Below are 17,959 nucleotides of genomic sequence, written 5' to 3'. Positions count from 1 at the left end.
AGCAAAAGACCTCCAGATTTAATTCTGGAGGCTTCTCTATCTTAAAATCTTTTTGATAACTGTTTGAAATTGAGGGAGTTGATGGATAGCGGTTCCGACAAGGATACCTAGCATATTTAAGGCGATATCTCCTAAATCAAAGACTCCCAAATGTCCAAAATACTGAATGGATTCGACGGTGAAAAGGGTCAGGAGACAAAGTAGGAGATTACTCAATCGTGAAGAAAAGAGGAGTCCCAGAGGAATGAACATTAATAGGTTCATGATGGGAACGAAGTGGCTCCCCCAGTATAATTCCCGAGCGAAGGAAAGGGGATTAAGTGAGAGACCTTGGGTACCAATGTTTTTCAAGAAAAGTAGGTAGAAGAGAGCAAGAAAGTAAATGAAGTAGAGTAGGAGCAGTGTCTGTTTTTTCAGCTGTCTAGTAAGAAGGAGTTTCAAAAAAGCATAGACAAAGTAACTAAGCAGGACTATGATGACTAGGTTGAGTAAGACTTGGAAGTAGGAGCCATAATGGGCGATGTAATGAACGTACTGTTCGAGATGGCCCCTATAAAACCAATAAGACAAGCACAGTGATAGGCTTCCTAGTAAGATGTTACTCAATGTTTTTAATGTTTTTGCCACTTTGCTCCTCCATTTGCATATGATGAGTACACATTATATCAAAAAAACGTTTAAAGAAAGTTAAGAAACTGTAACGAAGTTTTGGTAAAATGGAAAGATAAGGCAGAATCAAAGACTAAAAAAGGACTTTGAAACAGCAACTCTACTTTTGACTAACAATTTAATGGTTTTTGTAAACAGGCTATGAAAGCTTATAAAATAATTAAATTTAAAAAATTAGGAGTCAGCATCTTGTTTCAGGATTATTAAAATGTTATTATATAGTAGTGAATTTTTAACATAAAAAGGAGTTCGTCTTATGAATAAAAAGGTTTTGGCGACAGCTGGAATTGCAGCACTTGCAGTTTCTGCTACAGTTGCTAAAGCTGATGAGGTAACGACAAACGATCAAGCCTCAACAACAGCATCAGTATCATCGACAGCTACACAAGCTGTCCCAACTCAAGCCCAAGTTGAAGCGGCTAGAGAACAAGCCAGCGCTGCAAATCAAGCAGTATCGCAACAAGAGTCAGTAGTTGCTAATCATGAAGCAGTTGCCAACCAGGCTCAAGCAAATCTAGCGACAGCGGATGCTAACTTGCAAAAGGCACAAACAGCAGCCGATGAAGCAAGCCCAGAAACTATTGCTGCCGCTCAAGGTCAAGTAACTACTGCAGAAAATGCGGCTAAGGAAGCTAAGTCAGCAGTCGAAACAGCTCAATCAGCAGAAAAAACTGCCAAAGATGCAGCAGACAAACAGCAATCTGTCGTTAATACAGATCAAGCTAATGTCAATGCTAAAGCTAGTGAAGTTGCTAATGCTAAAAAATCAGTAGATGCTGCTAAAGCAGCTCTTAATGGTTCTAGCGCTTCTGAGGCAGCTTCTAACCAAGCTAAAGCACAATCAGTTTTTGACGCTGCAACAGTAGCTGAGAAAAAAGCTCAAGAAGAATTGGCAGCCGCTCAGGCAGCTGATAAAGAAAAAGCGACTGCTATTTCAGCTAAAGAAGGTCAATTGACTGCAGATCAAAATGCAGCAAACCAAGCTAAAGCAGCCTATGAGACTGCTCAAACGGTAGCTAATGAAAAAGCAGCTGCCCTTGCAGCCGCTGAAGCAGCTAAGAAAAAAGCAGAATCTTCAACAACTTCAACAGCTAATGTTCGTCAAAAATTCTCAGTGTCACAAGAGTATGTCAATGCTCTTAAGATTCATGAGTCTAAAACAGCGACAGCAGCAGAAATAGCTCAAGCTGAACAAGTCTTGAAGAACGTCAATAAACGTGATCGTGGTAACAATAGTTATCAAGATAATGAAGCGGATAAAAATGTTAAAATTAGTGATTTGAATAACCTTAGTGAAGCTCAAATTACAGATTTGTCATTGTATGCTTCAAGTTTGATTAACCAAATTCGTACAGCTTTTGGTACAACTCAAACATCTGTTTCAAAAGGTAGTGTTCTTGCGGCTGATCGTGTTTCAGATGGTTATGTAGCAGATAACTGGGGTTGGGAAGCTATTACCCATAAACGACATGATAGTGCCGCCCTTGACCGTGCTGGTAAGTCATTTAATAGTGTAAGTATTGGTGAAAACCTTAATACATGGCAAGGTTTGACAGGACCATTTACACTTAACGACATTAAGAAATATGTCTATGAAGCTATGCTCGACTTCATGTTTAATGGTAATGAGTGGAACCATGCTCGTTCTATCTCTGGACTTACAGCAGATGGTGGTGAGTCTTACATTGGTACAGATATCAGTGTTGTTGCCGGTGCCTTTAATGTTCACGTAAACAATGTCAACAAAAATTCTATCGCTTCTGATAGTAGCTTTGACACAACTAAGATTGCTAACCCATATGTAGGTAACTCATCTCAACCATCTTCAAATGCAAATCTAGCAGCTGCAAAAGCAGCTTATGAAGCTGCTAAACAAGCTAACGATCAAGCTCAAAGTGATTTGGCTAGCAAGAAATCTGCTTCTGAGTCAGCAACTCTTAAACTTAAGAATACTCAATCAGAACTTGCAGCTCTTAAAGCGACTGCAAGCAAGTTGGCAGCTGCTCAGAATAACCTTTCTGAAAAACAAGCAGCCCTTGCAACTGCTAAATCAGAATTGGAAAAAGCTAATGCTGCAGTTGAAAATCTTAATGCTAATGCACAAGAAAAAGCAGCAGCACTTAGCAAAGCTCAAGCAACTCTTGATGAAAAACAAGCAGAGCTTCAAACAGCTAAAGATAAACTTGCGGCAAGCTCTGCGACCTTGCAACGTTTGACAAATGCCTACAACGCTGCTAAGCAAGATACTGCTAAGAAACAAGTAGCATTGACACAAGCTAACCAAGCTTTGGCTTCTGCTAAGAACCATGTAGCAGCTCTTACAAATGCTTCAGCTAACCTAGCTAAGGCTAAGGCAGAACGTGCAACGGCCTTTGCTAAATTTACTGCGGCGAAAGGTGCTCTTTCAACTGAACGTGCGAAACTGGTTGAATTGTCAGCTAAGCGTGATAAATTAACGAGCGAATACACGACAGTTCAAACAGCTTTCGATAACTATATGAAAGCTAAGGCAGACAAAGAGCTTCAAACACAATTGGCTAAAGAGTATGCTAACATCATCTCTAAAGGTCTTACACCAGTACCTGTTTACGATGTAGATGGTAAAGTTGTTGCTTTCACAACACAAGAAAAAGCAGCTCAAACGGCGGCTCAAATTCCTGTAAATTATGGTCAAGCAAAAGCAGAGAAACAAGCTCCTGTACAAGAAGCAGACAGCTTGCCAGAAACAGGTGAGTCAACTGCAGTAGGATTCAGCCTTGTAGGTCTCTTTATGACATTATTGGCCTTCCTTGGTTTTGTTGACAGACGTACACGTCGTAACTAATCATAGACAAAAAAACGGCAGATGCCGTTTTTTTATATATTTGAGAATCTAAAAAAAGTTAAGGTCGAAACCTTAACTTTTTTGTTTTTAACCCAAAAAACGTTTGAGGAATTCCTTGGTACGTTCTTCTTTAGGATTTTCAAAGATTTGTTCTGGGCTACCTTGTTCAGCGATTACTCCTTTATCCATAAAGATGACACGGTCTGAAACATCACGTGCGAACTCCATTTCATGGGTAACGATAATCATGGTCAAACCAGTTTCAGATAGCTCCTGCATAGTCTTGAGTACTTCCCCTACCATTTCTGGGTCAAGGGCTGAAGTTGGCTCGTCAAATAGGATGGCTTCTGGATCGACAGAGAGGGCACGGGCAATGGCCACACGTTGTTTTTGTCCCCCTGAGAGTTGTTTTGGTTTAGCTTTCCAGTATTGTTCCCCCATACCAACTTTCTCCAAGTTAGCTTTGGCGATACTCTCAGCTTCTTTACGGTCACGTTTGAGAACGGTTGTTTGAGCTACGATAGCATTTTCCAAAACATTAAGGTTTTCAAAGAGGTTGAAAGATTGGAAAACCATACCGAGTCTTTCACGATAGGTAGTGAGGTCGTAACCTTTCTCAAGGACATTGTCTCCATGATAGAGGATTTCACCACCTGAAGGTGACTCGAGTAGGTTAATAGAGCGAAGGAAGGTTGATTTCCCTGAACCTGAAGAACCAATAATTGAGATGACCTCACCCTTTTTGACGCTGAGGGAGATATCTTTGAGGACTTCATTTTTTCCGTATGATTTTTTGAGGTTTTTAATTTCTAAAATCGTCTCAGTCATTAGTGAACCCCTCCTTGTGTGTAAGTATCTTGATCCAAACGGCGTTCTACATAACGCAAGATGCGTGTCACTGTGAAGGTGAGGACAAAGTAGATTGCTGCGATAACAAAGAATGTTTGGAAGTATTGATAAGTTTGGCTTGCAACAGTGTTACCTGCGAAGTAAAGTTCCACAACAGAGATAACGTTCAAAACAGAGGTATCCTTGATATTGATAACGAACTCATTACCAGTAGCTGGCAAGATGTTACGGATAACCTGTGGAAGAACAATCTTACGCATGGTTTGACCATGCGTAAATCCAAGAGCAGTTGCAGCTTCGAATTGTCCTTTATCAACAGCGAAGATACCACCACGAACGATTTCACTCATGTAGGCTCCGGTATTGATAGAAACGATGAAGACAGCTGCTAGGGTACGGTCAATATTGATACCAAAGGCCTGGGCAGTACCGTAGTAGATGACCATAGATTGTACAATCATTGGCGTACCACGGAAAACTTCGATATAGACATTAAGAACCCAACCGAAGAGTTTTTGGAGCAAGGCTACAAATTTATTAGCAGCTTTAGGAGCTGTGCGGTAAACACCAATCATAAGACCGATGAAAGTACCCACAACTGTACCGATAATTGAGATAAGAAGGGTAATTCCTGTACCACGTAAGAATTGTGGCCAGTTCTTAGCGATGATAGTGCTCATCTGACTAAAGAAGTTTCCTTTTTTAGCCTCATCAGTCTTATCTGCAGGTTGGATGTTAATGATGTGATCCATCAGTTTGACACGTTCCTCTTGACTGATTCCAGCAAGGACCTTATTGACTTGTTCCATTTGCTGGCTGTCTCCTTTACGAAGACCGACGGCCAAGGACACGTCATCATCTGAAACCTGGAAACCGCCATCTTTAAGCGTAATCATCTTATATTTTGAGCTAGCTTCTTCGGCAGTTTTTGCTTCAGGACGCTCTGAAACATAACCATCGATGATACCAGATGCAAGGGCTTGGCGCATAGCACCGAAGTCTCCCATAGCTGTTTGTTTGCTGACGTCTGGGATTTGGTCAATCAAATTATAGAGATAAACTCCTTGTTGAGCTGTGATTTTAGCATCCTTGAAGTCTTTGAGACTCTTAGCCTTGGCATAATCACCATCAGAGCTAACAACCATAACAGGCTCACTTCGGTAGTAGCTATCTGAAAAGTCAATCTCTTGACGACGTTCAGCTGTTGGACTCATACCAGCGATAATCATATCAATCTTGCCGGAAGTGAGGGCAGGAATCAAACCTGTCCAAGCTGTTTTGACCACCAAGGGTTTCTTACCTTGAGCTTTAGCGATTTTTTTAGCGATTTGCACGTCATAACCGTTGGCATACTGTTTAGTACCTTCGATTGGAACGGCTCCGTTTGAGTCATCGTCCTGCGTCCAGTTGAAAGGTGCATAGGCAGCCTCCATACCGACACGGAGATACTCGTCTGCTTGAGCGCTTGATACCCCACCAAAAACGAGGAGGAGCGCTGCAAAGCAGGCTACAATAATTTTTTTCATTGAAACAATGTCTCCTATAAAAATGTCATTCCTTACTATTTTACAGGAAATTGAGACTGATGACAATAAGTTGAGGCTAGAAAAAAACTGTATATCAGGATTGTCTTTAAATACAGTTGCTAATTTGATATAATGGGAAGGACAATTTGGAGCCCTGATCATTTTTGGTGTGATGGGGCTAGCATTTTAAAACGGAGATAATTATGCAAACGGCACAATTTATTATTGAATTACTAAAAGCAGTCTTTCTTGGGATTGTCGAAGGAATCACAGAGTGGCTACCTATTTCATCTACAGGTCACTTGATTTTGGTTAATGAATTCTTGAACTTGAGACAGAGTAAAGATTTCATTGATATGTTTAATATCGTAATCCAACTTGGTGCTATTCTTGCGGTTATGGTCATCTACTTTAAACGCTTGAATCCCTTCCAACCTGGTAAGACAGCACGTGAAGTGCAGTTGACTTGGCAACTTTGGCTTAAGGTGGTCATTGCCTGTATTCCTTCAGCCTTCTTTGGGCTTCTTTTAGATGACTGGATGGAGGCTCATCTCAGTAATTTCTTTGTAGTAGCTATCATGTTGGTGGTCTACGGGATTGCCTTTATTTGGATTGAGGACCGCAATCGACGTGTAGAGCCTAAGGTAACGGATTTGGCACGTATGTCTTACAAGACAGCTTTCTATATTGGTCTTTTCCAAGTCTTGAGTATCATTCCAGGGACAAGCCGTTCAGGTGCTACTATTCTTGGAGGTATCATCGTTGGTACTAGTCGTAGCGTAGCTGCTGACTTCACTTTCTTCCTTGGTATTCCAACCATGTTTGGTTACAGTGGCCTTAAGGCAGTTAAGTACTTCATTGACGGAAATACTTTGACAGGTGGACAAGCAGCTATTCTCTTGGTAGCTAGTGTGACAGCCTTTGTTGTTAGCTTGTTCGTGATTCGCTTCTTAATGAACTATATTAAGAAACATGATTTTACAGTTTTCGGAAAATACCGTATCGTACTTGGTATTATTGTGCTTCTCTATGGAGCTGTTAAACTTATTTTTGGATAATTACTTTTAAGTAAACTGAAAAGGACTTCAATTGGAGTCCTTTTTATCTGGTTTTGAAATCATTTGTGGATAAGTTTTCCAAAGATGAGATAAGCCAGCAACCATAGGACCAGTCCGCAAGTTAAGAAGCTAGCTAGGATTTTCAAGAAGTCCACGACATTGTGCAAGGGATACCATCCGGACAAACAGAGGATTGGAAGGATGGTAACACACATGATAGAGAAGTGGAGCAGTGATTGCTGTTTGAGCGATAAACGGTTATCGTCGTAAATGGGAGCACTTGCTAGTAGGATGGCGACAATTAGCCCCGTAAGAAAGGTAGATTTGTTTACTTGATGAGGTTGCCCCGACAAGTAGAGAAGGAGCGTCAATAAACTCGTTATTCCCCCAGCAATGCTAGCTCGTAGCCACCCTTTTTTGTAGGCAGTCATGGTCATCACCTCCACGTATAGGTTCACTTTTATTATACAACTTTCTGGGGGAGATGACAGGTATTAATGGGGAAATACAAGGTTTTGTTAGCATTGAGAAGTTTTTAGAAATCCTATCCTAAATAAGACGCAAACTTGCTCAGAAATTGCTATCTCTTGGCTTTTCTAGTATAATGAAATAACTACTCGTGCGAGGTTTTTTACATATGGAAATGAAACAAATAAGCGAGACAACTCTAAAAATCATGATTACCATGGAAGATCTTGAAGAACATGGTATGGAATTGAAAGATTTCTTGATTCCCCAGGAAAAAACAGAGGAATTTTTCTACACTGTCATGGATGAGTTGGACTTGCCTGATAACTTTAAAAATAGCGGGATGCTGAGCTTCCGTGTCACGCCACGCAAGGACCGTGTGGATGTCTTTGTGACTAAATCAGATCTTAAGGAAGACCTTGATTTTAACGATTTGTCAGATATGGACGACTACTCAGGGCTTTCTCCAGAAGAGTTCCTCAAGGCTCTTGAAGGTAACTTTATGGACAAGGGGGATATCGAAGCACACCATAAGCTCGAAGAACTTGAGAAGACCTTGGAAGAAGTTGATAAGGCTATGACAGAGCCTACCAAGGAAGTGGCTGAAGAAAATATTCGTGAAGACTATACCCACTATGTCTTGGCTTTCTCTGACTTTGATCAAGTGGTGACCTTTACGCAAGGCTTGAAGGATGTGCCTGTTGAAGGTTCTGAGCTTTATAAACTTGGGGATGTCTACTGTATGACAATCCTTCTTTATTTGGCTGATGAGCCTGATTATTACGCGAACAATATGTATGCGCGTTTTCTTGAATATGCGAATGTGGCAGACCGAACACGTGCCTACCTGCAAGAGCATGCAACAATTTTGATGGAAGAGGACGCCTTACCGGTACTACAAGCAACGAAATGGAGCTAAGACATGCCTTGGACCATTAACTATATATTCGTTTTGATTGGGACCTTTTTGATCGCCATTGTGGCGACTCCTTTGGTACGCTCTTTGGCCTTACGTGTCGGAGCTGTTGACAATCCTAATGCAAGACGTATCAATAAAAAGCCAATGCCTAGTGCTGGTGGTCTAGCTATTTTGTTAGCCTTTGTACTAGCGACCTTGGTCTTTATGCCTATGATTATCCATAAGGATATCTGGCATGTTTCCTACGTCAGGTACATCTTGCCAGTTGTTGTGGGGGGATCTGTCGTAGCTCTGACTGGCTTCATTGATGATATCTTGGAATTAAAGCCTCTACCTAAGATGCTTGGTATTGTTATTGGAGCTGTCATCGTTTGGGCTTTTACAGACTTCCGATTTGATAGCTTTAAGATTCCATTTGGTGGTCCCATGATTCATTTTGGGCCGGTCTTGACCTTGATTTTAACGGTGTTATGGATTGCGGCCATCACCAATGCCATTAATCTGATTGATGGTTTGGATGGCTTAGTTGGAGGAGTTTCTATCATTTCCCTTATGACTATGGGGGTGATTTCTTATTTCTTCCTCTATGACACTGATATTTTCTTAACCATGACCATCTTTGTCTTGGTGGCTGCCATTGTGGGATTTTTCCCTTACAATTATCATCCAGCGATTATCTATCTAGGTGATACAGGGGCGCTCTTTATTGGCTTTATGATTGGTGTCTTGTCATTGCAAGGGTTGAAAAATGCGACAGCGGTGGCTATTTTGTCACCTGTTATTATCCTTGGAGTGCCTATTGTTGACACAGTGGTGGCTATTGTCCGCCGTAAGTTGTCAGGGCGCCCAGCTATGGAAGCTGACAAGATGCATTTGCATCATCGTCTCCTAGCTATGGGCTTTACTCATCGTGGAGCGGTTCTAGTGGTCTATGCCATCGCTATCCTCTTTTCATTGATTGCCCTCTTGTTAAATGTTTCTAGCCGTCTTGGTGGTATTCTCTTGCTCTTGAGTTTACTTCTGGGAATGGAAATTCTGATTGAAGGGCTTGAGATTTGGGGTGTTGGTCGAACACCTCTCTTCAACCTCCTGAAATTTATCGGAAATAGTGATTATCGCCAAGCAACCCTGTTAAAATGGAAGCAAGGGCGAAAAAATTAAACATTTGAAAAGCCAAGTAATGGCTTTTTTGTTATAATGATTCTAATTAAGGAAAATGGAAGTTCTCTTTTTATTTTCCAGAAAATAGCAAGACTATTTTCAAAAAAATAATGCAAATTAGCGAGCAAGTGCTCGCTGTATATATGAAAAAGGAGTATACAATGTCTGTACTTGAAATCAAAAATCTTCATGTTTCTGTTGAAGATAAAGAAATCTTGAAGGGTCTTAATTTGACTCTTAAAACTGGTGAGATTGCTGCTATCATGGGTCCTAACGGAACTGGTAAATCTACCCTTTCAGCTGCTATCATGGGTAACCCAAACTATGAAATCACAGAAGGGGACATCCTTTTTGATGGCGAAAGCATCCTTGATTTGGAAGTTGACGAACGTGCACGCCTAGGTCTTTTCCTTGCTATGCAATACCCAGCTGAAATCCCAGGAATCACAAATGCTGAGTTCATCCGTGCGGCTATGAACGCTGGTAAAGAAGATGACGAAAAGATTTCTGTTCTTGATTTCATCACTAAATTGGATGAAAAGATGGAATTGCTTGGTATGCGTGAAGAAATGGCTGAGCGTTACCTTAATGAAGGTTTCTCAGGTGGTGAGAAAAAGCGTAACGAAATCCTTCAATTGCTCATGTTGGAACCTAAGTTTGCTCTTCTCGATGAGATTGACTCAGGTCTTGATATCGATGCCCTTAAAGTGGTTTCAAAAGGGGTTAACGCTATGCGTGGCGAAGGCTTCGGTGCTATGATTATCACTCACTACCAACGTCTTTTGAACTACATCACTCCAGATGTTGTACACGTAATGATGGAAGGTAAAGTGGTTCTTTCAGGCGGTCCTGAATTGGCTGCTCGTCTTGAGCAAGAAGGTTATGCGAAAATCGCTGAAGAGCTCGGTTACGAGTACCACGAAGAAGCGTAAGTCTGTTACTCGAAATAACTAGAAAAGGAGTAACCTATGTCAAAAGAATCTATTATCGCTTTTTCACAAGCAAAAGCAGAGCCACTTTGGTTGCAAGACCTTCGTCAAGCAGCCTTTGATAAGCTTGAAAGTTTGGCTCTTCCAAAAATTGAGCGTGTTAAATTCCACCGTTGGAATCTCGGTGATGGAACGATTACTGAAAATGAACCATCAGCAAATGTGCCTGATTTTACAGCGCTTGGAAACAACCCTAAATTGGTCCAAGTAGGAACAAATACTGTACTTGAACAATTGCCAGCCGACTTGATTAGCCAAGGTGTGGTCTTTACAGACCTTACGACTGCTCTTGAGGAAATCCCAGAAGTCGTTGAAGCCTTCTTTGGTAAGGCTGTAGCCTATGATGAGGACAAATTGGCAGCTTATAACTATGCCTACTTCAATAGTGCAGCAGTCCTTTATGTACCAGATAATGTTGAAATTGACTTGCCAGTTGAAAGCTATTTTTACCAAGATGGAACTTCAAATGTTCCATTTAACAAACACGTTTTGATCGTGGCGGGTAAAAACAGTAAATTGACTTACCTTGAGCGTTTTGAAACGCTAGGTGAAGCGACTGAAAAAGCTAGTGCCAACATTTCGGTTGAAGTCATTGCTCAAGACGGTGCACAAGTTAAGTTTGCGGCTATTGACCGTTTGGGTGAAAATGTCACAACTTATATTAGTCGTCGTGGTCGTATCGGTCGTGATGCCAGCATTGACTGGGCTCTCGGGATTATGAACGAGGGCAATGTTATTGCTGACTTTGATAGTGACTTGATTGGTAATGGAAGTCATGCCAACCTTAAAGTTATTGGTCTTTCATCAGGTCGTCAGGTTCAAGGGATTGATACTCGTGTGACTAACTATGGTAACAACTCTGTGGGACATATCCTCCAACACGGTGTTATCTTGGAACGTGGTACTTTGACTTTCAATGGTATTGGTCACATTGTCAAAGGTGCTAAGGGTGCTGATGCACAACAAGAAAGCCGTGTGCTTATGCTTTCTGACAAGGCACGTTCAGATGCGAACCCAATCCTCTTGATTGACGAAAATGAAGTTACAGCAGGACATGCTGCTTCAATCGGTCAGGTAGATCCAGAGGATATGTATTACCTCATGAGTCGTGGACTTGATCAAGACACTGCAGAACGTTTGGTTATTCGCGGTTTCTTAGGAGCAGTTATTACTGAAATCCCAGTTAAAGAAGTGCGCGATGAAATGATTTCTGTAACTGATACAAAACTAAACAAACGTTAGGAACTATCGACGCAGATAGTCTAACCTATGATATATCTAGATAGGGAGATAAGATGTCAGCTTTAGATGCCTATAAGATTCGACAAGATTTTGCCATTTTAGATCAGGTAGTTAATGATGAACCTTTGGTATACTTGGATAATGCAGCAACGACCCAGAAGCCCCAAGTAGTTTTGGACACTCTCATGGCCTACTATCATGAGGACAATGCCAATGTTCACCGTGGTGTGCACACTTTGGCTGAGCGTGCAACAGCTGCTTACGAAGCTAGTCGTGAAAAGCTTCGTCAGTTTATCAATGCTAAATCAACCAAAGAGGTCCTCTTTACACGTGGAACGACAACTGGTCTTAACTGGATTGGTCGTTTTGCAGAGCAGGTTCTTGAGCCAGGAGATGAGGTGGTTATTTCAATTATGGAACACCACTCAAATATCATTCCTTGGCAGGAAGCTTGTAAGAAGACGGGGGCAAAACTTGTTTATGCCTACTTGAAAGATGGCCAATTGGATATGGAAGATTTGGCTAACAAGATTACTGAAAAGACAAAATTTGTCAGTCTAGCTCAGGTCTCTAACGTTTTAGGCTGCATCAATCCTGTCAAAGAAATTGCCAAGCTCGCCCACCAAGTTGGTGCCTATATGGTGGTGGATGGTGCCCAATCGGCGCCCCACATGGCCATTGATGTTCAGGATTTGGATTGTGATTTCTTCACCCTTTCTGGACATAAGATGTTAGGTCCAACAGGGATTGGGGTTCTTTATGGCAAGGAAGAGATTCTTAACCAGATGAATCCTATTGAATTCGGTGGTGAGATGATTGATTTTGTTTACGAACAGGAAGCCACTTGGAAGGAATTGCCTTGGAAATTTGAGGCTGGTACACCTAACATTGCGGGGGCTATTGCTCTTGGTGCTGCTGTGGACTACCTCTCTGCTTTAGGTATGGAAAATATTCATGCTTACGAGCAAGAATTAGTAGACTATGTTTTGCCTAAGCTTCAGGCGATTGATGGTCTGACAGTCTACGGTCCAGAAGATCCTAGCCAGCATGCAGGTGTTGTTGCCTTTAATATTGATGGGCTTCACCCTCATGATGTGGCGACCGCTCTTGACTATGAAGGAGTGGCAGTGCGTGCGGGTCACCACTGTGCTCAGCCTTTAATTAATCATTTAGGAATCTCATCAGCTGCCCGAGCTAGCTTCTATATTTATAATACTAAAGAGGATTGCGACAAACTTGTAGAGGCAATTCTTGCGACGAAGGAGTTTTTCAATGGCACTCTCTAGACTAGATAGTTTATATATGGCTGTTGTGGCCGATCACTCTAAGAGCCCTCACCATCATGGTGTCCTACCTGATGTGGAGCAACTTCAACTGAATAATCCGACTTGTGGAGATGTTATCAATCTGTCAGTTAAATTTGATGGTGACGTGATTGAAGACATTGCCTTTGCTGGTGATGGTTGTACCATTTCTACAGCTTCATCAAGTATGATGACGGATGCAGTTATTGGAAAAACCAAGGCAGAGGCTTTGGAACTAGCGGAGATTTTCTCTCTTATGATTCAAGGAGATCATAAAGATGAAGATAAGCTGGGCGAAGCCAAGCTCTTGGCGGGGGTTTCTAAATTTCCACAACGTATCAAATGTGCAACACTCTCTTGGAATGCCCTTAAAAAAGCCATAGAGAGAAGCGAGCTTTAGGAAGTCAGGGAGCAGTTAGTCTCCTTGCCCAAGCAAAAAAGAAAATGAATCAAACCTTTAATAAAGGAAAATACTATGACTGAAACAAATGAAAAAGTAGAACCAAAACCCATTGATTTGGGAGAATATAAATATGGTTTCCATGACGATGTGACACCAGTCTTTTCAACAGGAAAAGGAATCAGTGAAGACGTGGTCCGTGCCATGTCTGCTGAAAAGGGGGAACCTGAGTGGATGCTTGAATTCCGCTTAAAATCATTGGAAACCTTTAACAAAATGGCTATGCAAGAGTGGGGACCAGACCTTTCTGGTATTAACTTTGATGACCTGACTTATTTCCAAAAGGCATCAGACAAACCTGCTCGTGACTGGGAAGATGTTCCTGAGAAAATTAAGGAAACTTTTGAACGTATTGGTATCCCAGAAGCAGAGCGTGCTTATCTTGCTGGAGCCTCAGCTCAGTATGAATCAGAAGTGGTTTACCACAATATGAAAGAAGAGTACGACAAGTTGGGGATTATCTTTACAGATACGGATTCAGCTCTTAAAGAGCATCCAGAACTCTTCAAGAAGTACTTCTCAAAACTAGTTCCGCCAACAGATAATAAATTTGCAGCCCTTAACTCAGCCTTCTGGTCAGGTGGTACCTTTATCTATGTACCTAAAGGCGTTAAGGTGGATATTCCGCTTCAAACCTACTTCCGTATCAATAACGAAGCAACTGCTCAGTTTGAACGTACTCTTATCATCGTTGATGAAGGTGCCAGCGTTCACTATGTTGAAGGATGTACAGCGCCAACTTACACAACTGCCAGCCTTCATGCGGCTATCGTTGAAATCTTTGCACTTGATGGTGCCTACATGCGCTACTCAACTATCCAAAACTGGTCAGATAGCGTCTACAACTTGGTAACTAAACGTGCTACGGCTAAGAAAAACGCAACTGTTGAGTGGATTGATGGTAACCTGGGTGCTGAAGTAACCATGAAGTACCCTTCTGTTTACCTTGATGGCGAAGGTGCACGTGGTACTATGCTTTCAATTGCCTTTGCCAATGCTGGTCAACACCAAGATACAGGGGCTAAGATGATTCACAATGCACCGCATACATCATCATCTATTGTTTCTAAATCAATCGCTCGTAATGGTGGTAAGGTTGACTATCGTGGACAAGTAACCTTCAACAAGGATTCTAAGAAATCGGTATCTCACATCGAATGTGATACCATCTTGATGGATGACTTGTCTAAATCAGACACTATCCCATTCAACGAAATCCACAATTCACAAGTTGCGCTTGAACATGAAGCTAAAGTTTCTAAGATTTCTGAAGAACAGCTCTACTACCTCATGAGCCGCGGACTTTCAGAACAAGAAGCAACTGAAATGATTGTCATGGGATTTGTGGAACCATTTACCAAAGAACTTCCAATGGAATATGCTGTTGAACTTAACCGCTTAATTAGTTATGAAATGGAAGGATCAGTTGGGTAAGAACTCTGATAATCTAAAGGGACCGGATGGTCCTTTTTGTTTTGGTTGAAAAATGAGGAAATGAGCTCTAGCTTAATGTTAGTGAAGCGCAATTGCAATGTTTGGAAAGCGTTTACAACTGATATTTAAAAAGATATAATAGATTTGAACAGCAAGTAATGGAGGGGACTAATATGGGAGTGTATAACAGTGACTGGCTACTCAATCAAATTCGAGGAACAGCTAATGTGGTCAGTAAGGCTTTTAAATTTGAGACTCTGGATATTGATTTAGGTCAGGTGGAGGACGAGCAAGGTCACACGATTGATGGCAATGACTACATTGACGACTTGTTAATCCATGAACAGTACGATCAGGCAACTACCTTCATTCATAGTCAACTCAAGCGTTTGACGACTAATGACTATAACCTCCTTGTCAGTGTCTATATGGAGTATTTGGAGAATTTGCCACCTGTAATAAGGCAGAAACACCATTTTGACGATAGAAAAATAGCAAGTTTGAGGGAAAAACTGTCCGAATTTTCATGGTAATTTGGTAGAGAGTGTGGAAGAGAAACGCCGAGCGTTTACGATTTTTCCACCCTCTTTTTTGTGTTATAATAGAATCACTATGGATAAATTAATTAAAACAATTTCAGAATCAGGTTCTTTCCGTGCTTATGTTCTTGATAGCACAGAAACTGTTAGAACCGCACAAGAAAAACACAATACATTGTCATCATCAACAGTTGCTTTGGGACGTACCCTTATTGCCAACCAAATCTTGGCTGCTAACCAAAAGGGTGAGAGCAAAATTACGGTTAAGGTTATCGGAAATAGCTCTTTTGGGCATATCATCTCTGTAGCTGATACCAAAGGACATGTTAAGGGCTACATCCAAAATCCAGGTGTGGACATCAAGAAAACAGCGACTGGTGAAGTTTTGGTGGGTCCTTTCATGGGACAAGGACAGTTTGTCTCAATCATCGATTATGGAACTGGTAATCCTTACACATCATCAACACCACTTATTTCTGGTGAAATTGGTGAAGACTTTGCCTACTATTTGACAGAATCTGAGCAAACGCCATCTGCTGTTGGTCTTAATGTACTTCTTGACGAAGAGGACAAGGTCAAGGTTGCTGGTGGTTTCATGCTTCAGGTCTTGCCAGGAGCTAGCGAGGAAGAAATCGCTCGTTACGAAAAACGCATCCAAGAGATGCCAGCCATTTCAACGCTTTTGGAGTCTGATGACCATATCGAAGCCCTCTTGAATGCCATTTATGGGGATGAACCTTTCAAACGTTTGTCTGAAGAGGAGCTTAGTTTTGAGTGTGATTGCTCACGTGAACGTTTTGAAAATGCCCTCTTGACGCTTGGTAAGGATGAACTTCAAGCCATGAAAGACGAGGACCATGGGGCTGAAATCGTCTGTCAATTCTGCCAAACAAAGTATGAATTTTCAGAAGCTGACTTGGAGGAACTCATCAATGACTAAACTTAATTCGTCCTTCATGATTGGAAACGTGGAGATTCCTCATCGTACAGTACTAGCTCCTATGGCAGGTGTGACTAACTCGGCTTTCCGTACTATTGCCAAGGAATTTGGTGCAGGTCTCGTGGTTATGGAGATGATCTCTGAAAAAGGGCTCCTATATAATAATGAGAAGACCCTTCACATGCTTCATATCGATGAGAATGAGCATCCAATGTCTATCCAGCTTTTCGGTGGTGATGCTGAGGGCTTGAAGCGTGCAGCGGACTTTATCCAGACTAATACCAAGGCTGATATCGTTGATATCAACATGGGTTGTCCAGTCAATAAGGTCGTCAAAAATGAAGCGGGTGCCAAGTGGCTCAAGGATCCAGACAAGATTTACCACATCGTCAAGGAAGTAACATCAGTACTTGATATTCCTTTGACTGTTAAGATGCGTACAGGTTGGTCAGACAGTGATTTGGCTGTGGAAAATGCTCTTGCGGCTGAGTCTGCAGGTGTTTCTGCCCTTGCTATGCACGGTCGTACTCGTGAGCAGATGTACACAGGTCACTGTGATCACGAGACTTTGGCCCGTGTTGCTAAGGCTATCACTAAGATTCCATTTATCGGAAATGGTGATGTTCGTAGCGTTCAAGATGCCAAACTCATGATTGAAGAACTTGGTGTAGACGCCGTTATGGTGGGTCGTGCAGCTATGAACAATCCTTACATCTTCACGCAAATCAACCACTTCTTTGAAACGGGAGAGGAGTTGCCAGAGCTTCCATTTGATAAGAAATTGGACATCGCTGAAGACCACCTCAAACGTTTGGTAGACCTTAAAGGTGAAAAGATTGCTGTTCGTGAATTCCGCGGTCTTGCACCACACTATCTTCGTGGAACAGCCGGAGCAGCCAAGGTTCGTGGAGAAGTCTCACGTGCCGAGTCTGTGGCTCAGGTCGAAGAAATCTTTGCAACTTTACGATAAATCTATATATGATAAAAACTTAACCAGCTTGGTTAGGTTTTTATTTTACCCTTATTCTTCCTTGATAGTGATGATAGCCCATCACCAATCTTTTTCTTGGTCCTCCCTTGCAAAACCTTGGTATTTTCGATATAATTAACTGGTTAAGTAAATGGAGAAAGCAATGCTAGAACTAGAAGAACAAGTAAATCAATTGATTAATCAGATTTTGCTCAAGGCTGAAAATCAGCATGAGCTCCTTATTGGTCAGTGCCGTAGTCAGGTTAAGTTGACCAACACCCAGGAGCATATTCTCATGCTTTTGTCTGAGGGGCGAAAGACTAATTCTGAGTTGGCTAAGACTCTCAATGTCAGTCAGGCTGCTGTTACCAAGGCGGTAAAAACCTTGGTCAAAGAGGGCATGTTGGAGGCTAAGAAAGACAAGGATGATGGGCGCGTGACCTACTTTGTCTTGACACAAGAAGCTCAACCCATAGCCCGAGAGCATGAGGAACACCACCAAGAGACCTTGGGGGTTTATCGGTCTGTATTGGATCAGTTCGATAATCAAGAGCGTCAGGTTATTGGACGTTTCTTGACAACATTAGCAGAAAAAATCGAGGAATAA

Annotated in this window: 17 protein-coding genes; 13 read left to right on the top strand and 4 right to left on the bottom strand. The window is 41.8% G+C overall.

All coding sequences use genetic code 11. The features are described from left to right. Positions 1–36 precede the first annotated feature (36 nt). Positions 37–627, bottom strand: a complete 591-nt coding sequence (locus AX663_RS08515; protein WP_002889749.1) for a VanZ family protein — start codon at positions 625–627, stop codon at positions 37–39. Between the two features lie 298 nt (positions 628–925). On the opposite strand from AX663_RS08515, the gene AX663_RS08510 reads away from it, so the two are divergent. Further along, positions 926–3,493 carry an SEC10/PgrA surface exclusion domain-containing protein gene (locus tag AX663_RS08510; protein ID WP_060973234.1) on the top strand — a complete coding sequence of 856 codons (2,568 nt, stop codon included), beginning with the start codon at positions 926–928 and terminating at the stop codon, positions 3,491–3,493. 87 nt (positions 3,494–3,580) lie between these two features. Here AX663_RS08510 and AX663_RS08505 read toward each other — a convergent pair whose 3' ends face one another. After that, positions 3,581–4,321 (bottom strand): amino acid ABC transporter ATP-binding protein, encoded by a 741-nt coding sequence (locus AX663_RS08505; RefSeq protein WP_002886432.1) that lies wholly within the window; start codon positions 4,319–4,321, stop codon positions 3,581–3,583. After that, positions 4,321–5,868, bottom strand: coding sequence for an ABC transporter substrate-binding protein/permease (locus tag AX663_RS08500; RefSeq protein WP_060973233.1), 1,548 nt, complete (start codon positions 5,866–5,868; stop codon positions 4,321–4,323). Before AX663_RS08500 ends, AX663_RS08505 begins: the two co-directional genes overlap by 1 nt. Positions 5,869–6,071: 203 nt before the next feature. Here AX663_RS08500 and AX663_RS08495 point away from each other — a divergent pair, with 203 nt between their 5' ends. Continuing rightward, positions 6,072–6,926, top strand: a complete 855-nt coding sequence (locus AX663_RS08495) for an undecaprenyl-diphosphate phosphatase (protein WP_037598902.1) — start codon at positions 6,072–6,074, stop codon at positions 6,924–6,926. Between the two features lie 59 nt (positions 6,927–6,985). Here the strand turns inward: AX663_RS08495 and AX663_RS08490 are convergent, their stop codons facing one another. Next, the gene (locus tag AX663_RS08490; protein ID WP_060973232.1) at positions 6,986–7,357 is read right to left on the bottom strand and encodes a DUF3021 family protein; all 372 of its coding nucleotides are present in this window, start codon (positions 7,355–7,357) and stop codon (positions 6,986–6,988) included. A gap of 206 nt (positions 7,358–7,563) precedes the next feature. Between AX663_RS08490 and mecA the strand changes: the two genes are divergently transcribed. From mecA to AX663_RS08435, 11 genes are all read left to right on the top strand, one after another. Further along, entirely contained in the window at positions 7,564–8,313 is a 750-nt protein-coding gene (gene mecA, locus AX663_RS08485) for an adaptor protein MecA (protein WP_060973231.1), read from the top strand. Between the two features lie 3 nt (positions 8,314–8,316). Further along, positions 8,317–9,474: a glycosyltransferase family 4 protein gene (locus AX663_RS08480; protein ID WP_002889771.1), complete on the top strand. Its 1,158-nt coding sequence runs from the start codon at positions 8,317–8,319 to the stop codon at positions 9,472–9,474. Positions 9,475–9,635: 161 nt separating this feature from the next. Next, the gene (gene sufC / locus AX663_RS08475; RefSeq protein ID WP_002883600.1) at positions 9,636–10,406 is read left to right on the top strand and encodes a Fe-S cluster assembly ATPase SufC; all 771 of its coding nucleotides are present in this window, start codon (positions 9,636–9,638) and stop codon (positions 10,404–10,406) included. Between the two features lie 36 nt (positions 10,407–10,442). Beyond that, a complete protein-coding gene (gene sufD / locus AX663_RS08470) occupies positions 10,443–11,705 on the top strand; it encodes a Fe-S cluster assembly protein SufD (protein ID WP_048790376.1) in 1,263 nt (420 codons plus the stop codon). Positions 11,706–11,758: 53 nt separating this feature from the next. After that, positions 11,759–12,991, top strand: coding sequence for a cysteine desulfurase (locus AX663_RS08465; RefSeq protein ID WP_037600142.1), 1,233 nt, complete (start codon positions 11,759–11,761; stop codon positions 12,989–12,991). Then, positions 12,978–13,409 (top strand): Fe-S cluster assembly sulfur transfer protein SufU, encoded by a 432-nt coding sequence (gene sufU, locus AX663_RS08460; protein ID WP_002883658.1) that lies wholly within the window; start codon positions 12,978–12,980, stop codon positions 13,407–13,409. The genes AX663_RS08465 and sufU overlap by 14 nt, the downstream gene beginning before the upstream one ends. Positions 13,410–13,484: 75 nt before the next feature. After that, positions 13,485–14,903, top strand: coding sequence for a Fe-S cluster assembly protein SufB (gene sufB, locus AX663_RS08455; RefSeq protein ID WP_002883666.1), 1,419 nt, complete (start codon positions 13,485–13,487; stop codon positions 14,901–14,903). A 173-nt stretch (positions 14,904–15,076) separates the two neighbouring features. After that, entirely contained in the window at positions 15,077–15,436 is a 360-nt protein-coding gene (locus AX663_RS08450) for a hypothetical protein (RefSeq protein WP_002886442.1), read from the top strand. Between the two features lie 79 nt (positions 15,437–15,515). Continuing rightward, the gene (gene hslO, locus AX663_RS08445) at positions 15,516–16,382 is read left to right on the top strand and encodes an Hsp33 family molecular chaperone HslO (protein WP_002883609.1); all 867 of its coding nucleotides are present in this window, start codon (positions 15,516–15,518) and stop codon (positions 16,380–16,382) included. After that, the gene (gene dusB / locus AX663_RS08440; RefSeq protein ID WP_002883588.1) at positions 16,375–17,352 is read left to right on the top strand and encodes a tRNA dihydrouridine synthase DusB; all 978 of its coding nucleotides are present in this window, start codon (positions 16,375–16,377) and stop codon (positions 17,350–17,352) included. The genes hslO and dusB overlap by 8 nt, the downstream gene beginning before the upstream one ends. Before the next feature lie 163 nt (positions 17,353–17,515). After that, entirely contained in the window at positions 17,516–17,959 is a 444-nt protein-coding gene (locus AX663_RS08435) for a zinc-dependent MarR family transcriptional regulator (RefSeq protein ID WP_037600147.1), read from the top strand.

This window comes from Streptococcus sp. CCH8-H5, from assembly GCF_001556505.1.
GTDB lineage: Bacteria > Bacillota > Bacilli > Lactobacillales > Streptococcaceae > Streptococcus.
This window is presented reverse-complemented; position numbering and strand designations above follow the sequence as displayed.

Coding starts and splice junctions, on each gene's coding strand:
- AX663_RS08510 (WP_060973234.1), top strand. CDS start 926: ATGAATAAAAAGGTTTTGGCGACAGCTGGAATTGCAGCACTTGCAGTT.
- AX663_RS08505 (WP_002886432.1), bottom strand. CDS start 4,321: ATGACTGAGACGATTTTAGAAATTAAAAACCTCAAAAAATCATACGGA.
- AX663_RS08500 (WP_060973233.1), bottom strand. CDS start 5,868: ATGAAAAAAATTATTGTAGCCTGCTTTGCAGCGCTCCTCCTCGTTTTT.
- AX663_RS08495 (WP_037598902.1), top strand. CDS start 6,072: ATGCAAACGGCACAATTTATTATTGAATTACTAAAAGCAGTCTTTCTT.
- AX663_RS08490 (WP_060973232.1), bottom strand. CDS start 7,357: ATGACTGCCTACAAAAAAGGGTGGCTACGAGCTAGCATTGCTGGGGGA.
- mecA (WP_060973231.1), top strand. CDS start 7,564: ATGGAAATGAAACAAATAAGCGAGACAACTCTAAAAATCATGATTACC.
- AX663_RS08480 (WP_002889771.1), top strand. CDS start 8,317: ATGCCTTGGACCATTAACTATATATTCGTTTTGATTGGGACCTTTTTG.
- sufC (WP_002883600.1), top strand. CDS start 9,636: ATGTCTGTACTTGAAATCAAAAATCTTCATGTTTCTGTTGAAGATAAA.
- sufD (WP_048790376.1), top strand. CDS start 10,443: ATGTCAAAAGAATCTATTATCGCTTTTTCACAAGCAAAAGCAGAGCCA.
- AX663_RS08465 (WP_037600142.1), top strand. CDS start 11,759: ATGTCAGCTTTAGATGCCTATAAGATTCGACAAGATTTTGCCATTTTA.
- sufU (WP_002883658.1), top strand. CDS start 12,978: ATGGCACTCTCTAGACTAGATAGTTTATATATGGCTGTTGTGGCCGAT.
- sufB (WP_002883666.1), top strand. CDS start 13,485: ATGACTGAAACAAATGAAAAAGTAGAACCAAAACCCATTGATTTGGGA.
- AX663_RS08450 (WP_002886442.1), top strand. CDS start 15,077: ATGGGAGTGTATAACAGTGACTGGCTACTCAATCAAATTCGAGGAACA.
- hslO (WP_002883609.1), top strand. CDS start 15,516: ATGGATAAATTAATTAAAACAATTTCAGAATCAGGTTCTTTCCGTGCT.
- dusB (WP_002883588.1), top strand. CDS start 16,375: ATGACTAAACTTAATTCGTCCTTCATGATTGGAAACGTGGAGATTCCT.
- AX663_RS08435 (WP_037600147.1), top strand. CDS start 17,516: ATGCTAGAACTAGAAGAACAAGTAAATCAATTGATTAATCAGATTTTG.